The organism is Flavobacterium sp. (assembly GCF_044368625.1).
Taxonomy (GTDB): domain Bacteria; phylum Bacteroidota; class Bacteroidia; order Flavobacteriales; family Flavobacteriaceae; genus Flavobacterium.
The window spans coordinates 1-8,462 of the sequence record NZ_JBIPPD010000143.1 but is presented as its reverse complement, the minus strand read 5'-3'; the positions used below and the strand labels follow the sequence as shown (position 1 = coordinate 8,462).

Below are 8,462 nucleotides of genomic sequence, written 5' to 3'. Positions count from 1 at the left end.
AAAACTTACAACTGTATCTGAACGAGTTTGTTTATAAGCTAAATCGCAGATATTTTGGTGAGAAAATCTTCGATAGACTAGTGATAGCAAGTATTACAGGAGTATGATTAAAAAAGGATATGCATTTAAAATTAATTGCAATCTAAGCTAATTTATGATATTGAAACCTAATTTTGAATGCGTTTTTAAAAATAATTATTTACAACATACCCACGTAAATTGTTGATAAAATAATTTTAAAACCTCAATTAAAAGTAGTTCAAATTTAAAAAACTGTACAGCAAAATTAGGGTCAAATCTAATTATTGCCTGAATATCTATTCAAAACTTTGTGCTAAAAATGATAAATCCAATTCAGACATCTGTGATAAAAATCTACTTAAGGTCTTTCAAATTCAACTGCAGTGTTGTTTTACCGTCCCATTCATTTTCGCTCAATGTATAGGCAATTTCGATAGATTTTCGATTAGAAGCTAAATCATATTTTTTTCCTAATCCAAAACCAATCGCTGCAAATCCCTCAGAATTATGCTGCTTAACAAATAATTTCAGATGTTCATTGTCTAAACCGATGGTTTTGCCATAACCGGTATCAAACACCTTTTGGGTAGCGAAAACAGGCGTCATATTTTGCGGGCCAAAAGGTTCAAATTGTTTAAGAATCCGCATCATTTTTTGATCTATTGCAGCAAAATCCAATTCTAAATCTACGGAAATATGCGGCTCACGTTGGTCTTCGGAAATGCTGTTTCTAACTTCGTTTTCAAAGGCTGCTTTAAATTTGGAGTAGTTTTCTTCGGCCAATGTCATTCCGGCAGCATACATATGACCGCCAAATTGCTCCAAATGTTCCGAACAAGCTTCCAAGGCATTGTACACATCAAAACCATAAACCGACCTTGCCGATGCTGCTAACTTATCGCCACTTTTTGTAAAAACCAATGTGGGTCGATAATACGTTTCAATCAATCTCGAAGCCACAATCCCAATCACGCCTTTGTGCCAATCTTCTTGGTAAACCACCGTAGAAAAATGATTTTTTTCTTGATTTTCAGCTATTTGATTCAAAGCCTCAACCGTTATTTGTTTGTCTAATTCCTTTCGCTCTAAATTGTACTGTTCGATTTCTTTGGCAAATGCGATGGCTTGATCAAAATCGAATTCTGAAAGTAAAGCAACGGCGTGATTCCCATGTTTGATTCTTCCGGCTGCATTGATTCGTGGTGCGATGATAAAAACCACATCCGTAATAGTCAGCTCTTTTTTCTTAACTTGATGAATCAAGGCCTGAATTCCCGGCCGCGGATTGGTATTGATAACTTCCAAACCAAACTTTGCCAAAATCCGATTTTCTCCCGTCATTGGTACAATATCTGCGGCAATGGCGGTGGCTACTAAATCCAGATAGGGCAACAAATCTTCAGTAATTTGACCCCTGTTTTTACCCAACGCTTGAATTAATTTGAAACCAATCCCACAACCACACAATTCATCATAAGGGTAATTACAATCGGTTCGTTTGGGATCTAAAACGGCAACTGCTTGAGGCAATTCATCGCCCGGACGATGGTGGTCACAAATAATAAAGTCGATGCTTCGCTCTTTGGCATAAGCCACGTGATCAATTGATTTTATACCACAATCTAGAGCAATAATTAGCGAAATTCCGTTGTCGTCGGCATAATCAATTCCTTTAAACGAAACGCCGTAGCCTTCCAAATACCGGTCGGGAATATAGGTGGCAATGTTGGGATAAATACTTTTTAAATACGAAGCAACCAGCGAAACGGCCGTTGTGCCATCCACATCGTAATCGCCAAAAACCATAATATTTTCTCCTGCAAGTATAGCTTTTTCAATTCGCGCAACAGCTTTGTCCATATCTTTCATCAAATAGGGATCGTGTAAATCGGATAAACTGGGTCGGAAAAAAAGTCGGGCTTGTTCGAAAGTTTCGATGCCACGAGAAATCAAAAGTTTCGCAATAATTTCGCTTACTTGAAGTTGATTTTGAAGCTGTTGTACAAGTTGTTTGTCTGGTTTCGATTTTAAATTCCATCTCATATTTAAAGTCTGAATTAAAATTAATGGCTTGGTTTATATTGATTTACAAATGTATAAAGTTTTTTGTAACAAGCTATTAAAATTTATTTTGCACATAAAACCGAAAAGCCAAACGGAAATTGCGTTTCTAAGACCAACTTCTTTGTTGTATTTTACCACAAAGGCGTTTCAAGATTTGCAATTGGTTTATTAGACTTGCTCTTGAATTCAAACAGATTAAACAATCATTATGTTAATTACAAACAACAAAAAATAATGTTTTTTGTTAACCACACTTAACCATTTTGAAAAAAATCAGGAAATAGTTGAATAGAAATAATTTTAAATTTGGGTTAATACTTCATTCTCAAAATGAATTCCGTCCCAACCAAATTTCATAAAATTTCGAATGTTCTGATGGTCTGTTCCTGCGGGATTCTTCAAAACATCTTCAAAATAATACCTTCCAAAACAAGCCAAAGTCTGCAACTCGGTCAACTGATGTACTTTTGCGAAAGCGAAAATCTTACAAGAACCGTTGTTCTCACCAGCTTTGTTACGTTGATTTCCATTGGAAAAAGCCGTTGGTGTAAATTGATAATTGGCATCGATTACAGCAATTGTTTCTGCGAAGCAAACATTAGTAGGATTAAATTGGAGCATTTCTAAAAAAGCTGAAAGTGTCATAATTTTAGGAAGCTACGTAATTAATTTCAATTTCAATTTTGGCAAATTGACGGTACATGATCATCACGCCACAATATTTTTGAGTCGATAGGTTGACAATTTTTTTTAGTTTTTCTCGGTCGAGATTGTTTCCAAAAAAAGTATAATTTATTCGAAACGTGTGGTAGGTTTGCACTTCTTCATCCGTCAAATCGCCTTCCACATCAATGGTAAAAGTATCGATTTCCGCACGCATTTTTGTTACTAAATTGGCAATATCCATTGCCGAACAACCTGCCAATGAATTTAACATCAATGCTTTTGGACGCAAACCCTCACCTGAACCTCCTTGCTCAATTGCGGCATCGATAATTAAATTTCCGCCCGGATTTGAGCTTTCAAAAGCCAAATTACCTAACCATTTTGTATGCGATTTTGTTGTTTTCATAAAAATTTTATTTTGTTGTTTTTCCACCAATCACAACTACAATTTCTCCTTTCGGAGCTTTGGCTTCAAAATGACTCAACACTTCCCGCACCGTTCCTCGAACATTTTCTTCGTGCAGTTTGGACAATTCTCGGGAAACACAAATTTGGCGGTCTTCGCCAAAATAGGTGATGAATTCTGTTAAAGTTTTTAATAATTTATGAGGCGAAACATACAAAATCATCGTTCGGGTTTCTTCGGCTAGAGCCAAATATCGAGTTTGTCGGCCTTTTTTTTCAGGCAAAAATCCTTCAAAAATAAATCGGTCGTTGGGCAAACCGCTGTTGACCAAAGCTGGAACAAAAGCCGTCGCACCAGGCAAACATTCTACTTCAACACCATTTTCCACACAAGCTCGGGTCAATAAAAATCCTGGATCAGAAATCGCTGGAGTTCCTGCATCAGAAATTAAAGCAATCGTTTCACCACCTTGCAAACGTGCAATTAAATTGTCTACCGTTTTATGTTCATTATGCATGTGGTGACTGTACATGTGAGTATTTATCTCATAATGTTTAAGTAATTTTCCACTGGTTCGTGTATCTTCGGCCAAAATCAAATCGGCTTCTTTAAGCACCCGAATGGCTCGAAATGTCATGTCTTCGAGATTACCAATAGGTGTTGGAACGATGAATAATTTACCCATTTACGAAAACTTTTTTTCTACTATTTCCATAAAACGCGTTTCATAGTCCTCTTTTCCTGCCCAATTGTTGTAATCCGGCTTTACCATATCTTCTATAAATTCTTTGGCTTCGCCAAAATTAGCATACGTGCTTAGTTGCGAAAGTACTCGATTAAGGTCTTCTCCACTTCCACCAAAAAGGTGTTTTTCAAAACCAATTCGGTCGTTCAAACCAATGTTGATGGATTTCGACAAGCTATCATTTAACGACACCGTTTTGGGTTCGTGGTAGTCCACGATAAATTGGGTTTTCTTGGTCTCTACAACCTCAACTTTAGTGACCGTTTCTATTTCATTAGCAGCATTTTTTTGAGTAGTAGTCGTTTCGTTTGAATATACTTGTTCCGCTCTCACGAAAATGGGTTCGACATGACCTTCGGTTAAAAAATCTTCTAAAGTGATTTGTTTGGGCACAACTACTTCTGGTTTTTCGTCTTCGGCAATCTCAAAAAGTGGTGCAAATTCAATTTCCGGTTCTTCTTTTATTATTGCTTCTTCTTCAATAATTTCTTCTTCGACTTCGACTTTTTCATCAGCGGTTTCTTCCACAAGTTCTTTTTCGTCCGTGACTTCATCCTCGGCTTCTTCGGTCAATTCCGTTTCAACTTCAGAAACGATTTCTTCTTCATTTTCGGCCTCAAGCACTTCTTCGGCTTCATGATCAGCACCCACTTGAATTGAGGTTTCATGGGCAGCTTCTGCTTCAACTTGAATTTCTTCTGGTTCGTTTTCAGAAATAGTTTCCGTTGCTTCCTTTGCCTCAAAAATAGCATCAAGTTGTTTTTCGGCACTGGCAAAGCCAATAGTTGGTTTTACTTGACTAAAATTTTCTTCTACAAAACGTAAAACCGAAATTTTTTCATACAATTTCAATGTTTCTTGTTGGAGTTGTGCCAATTCTGATTTGTTTTTCAATTTCAAAATTCGGTGTGCGATGCTGATGAGTTCTGCCTCTAACTTTTTCTTCATGTCTTCAAAATTATAATGACTGTTTTGGTTTTATGTGGAATTTGCTTTTTGCAAAAGTTTATTTCCCAAATCAAGCTTCTAAAACTCGGATTTGCGAAAATTTTTCTACTTTTGACAACGACGATGTAAAAGTAAAAAATATATATCGGTTTGACTTCCCTGCGAAGCAAAAAAAACGAATCCTTTTTAAGGTAGAAAAAAACACTATGTTTCTCGAAAATACAGTAAATCATAAAGAACAATTTGGCTGGATTGAAGTAATTTGTGGGTCGATGTTTTCGGGCAAAACCGAAGAACTCATCCGCCGACTCAAGCGTGCCCAATTTGCCAAACAAAAGGTTGAAATTTTCAAACCTGCTATCGATACCCGATACCACGACGAGATGATTGTTTCGCACGACACCAATGAAATTCGCTCTACTCCTGTTCCTGCTGCGGCAAATATTCGGATTTTGGCACAAGGTTGTGATGTGGTTGGTATTGACGAAGCTCAATTTTTTGACGACGAAATTATCGCCATTTGCAACGACCTCGCTAATTCTGGAATTCGTGTAATTGTAGCGGGACTAGATATGGATTTTAAAGGAAATCCTTTTGGTCCAATGCCGGCTTTGATGGCCACTGCAGAGTATGTAACTAAAGTGCATGCTGTGTGTACCCGAACCGGAAATCTAGCCAATTACAGTTTTAGAAAAAACAACAGCGACAAACTTGTCATGCTGGGCGAAACCGAAGAATATGAACCTTTGAGTCGTGCCGCCTATTTCAATGCGATGAAAAGAAATCAGGAGTAGTTTTCAGTTGCAGTTACAGTTCACAACAATTGAAAAGCAATACACAATGCCATTAAAACACTCATAAATGAGTATCCACATTGAAGATATCATCCCGCAAATTAAAGCCGATATTTACGGTATAATTTCTAACACAGAAATTGATTCGGTTTCAATCGACAGCCGTTCGTTGCAGAATAATGCCAACACGCTGTTTTTTGCGTTAATTGGCCCCAATCACGACGCTCATTCGTATATTCAAGAGTTAATCCATCAAGGTGTAAAGTGTTTTGTGGTGCAATACATTCCTGAAAATATACGTGCAGATACTACTTTTTTAGTAGTACCGGATTCTAAAAAAGCACTGCAACATTTTGCTGCCTATTACCGTAGTTTATTTAATTTTCCAGTTATTGGAATTACGGGAAGCAACGGAAAGACCATTGTCAAAGAATGGTTGAACTTCTTGTTAAGTCCCGATTTCAACATCATTAGAAGCCCTAAAAGTTACAATTCTCAAGTAGGTGTACCTCTTTCCATTATTGCCATAAATGAAAAACACAATCTAGGCATTTTTGAAGCAGGAATTTCAACTACAAACGAAATGAAAGCTTTGCAAAAAATCATCAAACCAACTATAGGAATTTTAACCAATATTGGCTCGGCTCATGATGAAGGTTTTGACAATATTGGCGAAAAAATCAAAGAAAAACTGCAACTTTTTAAAGACGTTGAAGTGTTGATTTACAATAAAAATAAATCTATTGAACAGTTTTTTCCAACAATCGGAATTTCAATTTCTACCAGGGAAGTAAGTGAACAAAAAACTTTCAGTTGGAGTTTTAAAGATAAAACAGCCGATGTGTTCATTTCCAAAAACATTATTTTTGATAAAACACTTTTAAATATCGTTTACAAAAATCAAGTATTCGAAATAAAAGTTCCTTTTTTGGACGACGCTTCTATCGAAAACGCGGTTCATTGTTTGATGGTTTTGTTGCATTTTGGATATAATTTTGAAACGATTGCAAACCGTATAAAACTATTGTATCCGGTAGAAATGCGATTGAAAGTCAAAAATGGAATTAACAATACGACATTAATTGACGACAGTTACAGTTCGGATTTTCAGTCCTTGAAAATTGCATTGGATTTCTTGGAAAGTCAAAAACAACATAAGAAAAAAACCTTGATTTTGTCGGATATTTTTCAAAGTGGCTTGAGCAACAACGATTTGTATGCCCGCGTTTCTCAATTGGTAATTTCCAACAAAATTCACCGTGTAATTGGCATTGGTGAAACCATTTCAAATTTCAAGAATAAATTTGTGAACTGCGCAACTTTCAAAAGCACGGCCGATTTCATTGAAAAATTTGAACAAATGACTTTTGAGAATGAAACATTGTTGGTAAAAGGCGCTCGCTCCTTTGAATTTGAAAAAATTGTTTCGTTACTTGAAGAAAAAACGCACGAAACGGTATTGGAAATCAACCTCAATGCCATCAGTCACAACTTCAATTTTTATAAATCCAAGTTAAAACCATCGACTAAATTAATGGTAATGGTTAAGGCTTTTGGATACGGAAGCGGTGGTTTCGAAATTGCGAAACTACTCGAACACCTGCAAGTGGATTACTTGGGAGTAGCATTTGCCGATGAAGGAATTTCGTTGAAAATGGGCGGAATAAAGTCCCCAATTATGGTTTTAAATCCTGAAAACACCAGTTTTAGAGCGATTATTCAGCATGAATTAGAACCCGAAATTTATTGCTTGAAAGGTTTAAACGCTTTTTTAAAAATTACAGAAGAAAAGAAACTGAAAAAATACCCCATTCACATTAAACTCGATACCGGAATGCATCGTCTTGGTTTCCAGGAACACGATTTACCGTCTTTGATATCTACGCTGAAAAACACACCCTCTATTAAAGTAAAAAGTATTTTATCGCATTTGGCAACGAGCGACGATCTAGAAAATCAAGATTTTGCAAGAGCACAAATTGAATTGTTTGAAAAATTGTCCAAAAGCATTATGAAAGAGCTGAATATAAACCCCATCCGGCACATTCTAAATACCTCAGGAATTTCAAATTTTAGCGAAAGCCAATACGACATGGTCCGTTTGGGCATTGGTCTTTATGGCATTTCGAACGACGATAGAGAACAAAAATATTTAGAAAATGTGGGCACTTTAAAATCGGTTATTTCACAAATTAAAACCATTGAAAAAGGGGAAAGTGTGGGTTATGGTCGAAAATTTATTGCGTCAAAAACTACCAAAATCGCAACTATTCCGATAGGTTATGCCGATGGAATTTCGCGATTGTGGGGAAACGAAGTGGGTTATGTGATGATCAATAAACAAAAAGCTACGATCGTGGGTTCGATTTGTATGGACATGTTGATGGTTGATTGCAGCGAAATTGTTTGTTCAGAAGGAGAACAAGTCATTATTTTTGGGAAAAATCCAACCGTTAAAACCATCGCTGATAAAACCAATACCATTCCGTATGAGATTCTTACGAGTATCTCGCAAAGGGTAAAACGTGTTTTTTACAGAGAATAGCATTTTAACATCTTTTTTTTATTTAATTTAGCATCGAATTAAATAATATGTATATCCGTAATTGCTCATATTTTTGTATATTTGTTTGATAGATAAATTATTGGGTATGAATATTTTTAGTTTTGGAGTCGAATTTAGTAGTGAAACCAATTGTATTGCGCATTTTAAAGCGGAACGCGATAAAATAGGTTTGAAATGCAAGTGTGAAAAGACAGATTTTTTTTGGATTAAAAGTAGGTTAAGCTATGAGTGTAAGAGTTGTAAAAAGCGTAT

The 8,462-nt window shown here is 36.2% G+C and carries 7 protein-coding genes and 2 pseudogenes; 4 read left to right on the top strand and 5 right to left on the bottom strand.

Annotated elements, in window-relative coordinates; all coding sequences use genetic code 11:
• Positions 1-107 (top strand): annotated as a pseudogene (locus ACIQ2X_RS11020) (IS1595 family transposase); the annotation flags it as partial.
• A 268-nt stretch (positions 108-375) separates the two neighbouring features.
• Here the strand turns inward: ACIQ2X_RS11020 and recJ are convergent.
• The 5 genes from recJ to ACIQ2X_RS10995 all read right to left on the bottom strand — a co-directional run bounded on the left by recJ (position 376) and on the right by ACIQ2X_RS10995 (position 4,850).
• Positions 376-2,064: a single-stranded-DNA-specific exonuclease RecJ gene (gene recJ / locus ACIQ2X_RS11015; RefSeq protein ID WP_396178973.1), complete on the bottom strand. Its 1,689-nt coding sequence runs from the start codon at positions 2,062-2,064 to the stop codon at positions 376-378.
• Positions 2,065-2,385: 321 nt separating this feature from the next.
• On the bottom strand, positions 2,386-2,730 hold the full coding sequence (locus ACIQ2X_RS11010) for a HopJ type III effector protein (protein WP_396178972.1): 345 nt from the start codon (positions 2,728-2,730) through the stop codon (positions 2,386-2,388).
• 4 nt (positions 2,731-2,734) lie between these two features.
• Positions 2,735-3,157, bottom strand: a complete 423-nt coding sequence (locus ACIQ2X_RS11005; protein ID WP_396178971.1) for an OsmC family protein — start codon at positions 3,155-3,157, stop codon at positions 2,735-2,737.
• 7 nt (positions 3,158-3,164) lie between these two features.
• On the bottom strand, positions 3,165-3,842 hold the full coding sequence (gene rsmI / locus ACIQ2X_RS11000; RefSeq protein ID WP_396178970.1) for a 16S rRNA (cytidine(1402)-2'-O)-methyltransferase: 678 nt from the start codon (positions 3,840-3,842) through the stop codon (positions 3,165-3,167).
• Complete coding sequence (locus ACIQ2X_RS10995) at positions 3,843-4,850, bottom strand: hypothetical protein (RefSeq protein WP_396178969.1); 1,008 nt, start codon at positions 4,848-4,850, stop codon at positions 3,843-3,845.
• Between the two features lie 206 nt (positions 4,851-5,056).
• Between ACIQ2X_RS10995 and ACIQ2X_RS10990 the strand changes: the two genes are divergently transcribed.
• From ACIQ2X_RS10990 to ACIQ2X_RS10980, 3 genes and pseudogenes are all read left to right on the top strand, one after another.
• Entirely contained in the window at positions 5,057-5,644 is a 588-nt protein-coding gene (locus tag ACIQ2X_RS10990; RefSeq protein ID WP_396178968.1) for a thymidine kinase, read from the top strand.
• A gap of 67 nt (positions 5,645-5,711) precedes the next feature.
• Entirely contained in the window at positions 5,712-8,189 is a 2,478-nt protein-coding gene (locus tag ACIQ2X_RS10985; protein ID WP_396178967.1) for a bifunctional UDP-N-acetylmuramoyl-tripeptide:D-alanyl-D-alanine ligase/alanine racemase, read from the top strand.
• A 106-nt stretch (positions 8,190-8,295) separates the two neighbouring features.
• Positions 8,296-8,462, top strand: a pseudogene (locus ACIQ2X_RS10980) (IS1595 family transposase); the annotation flags it as partial.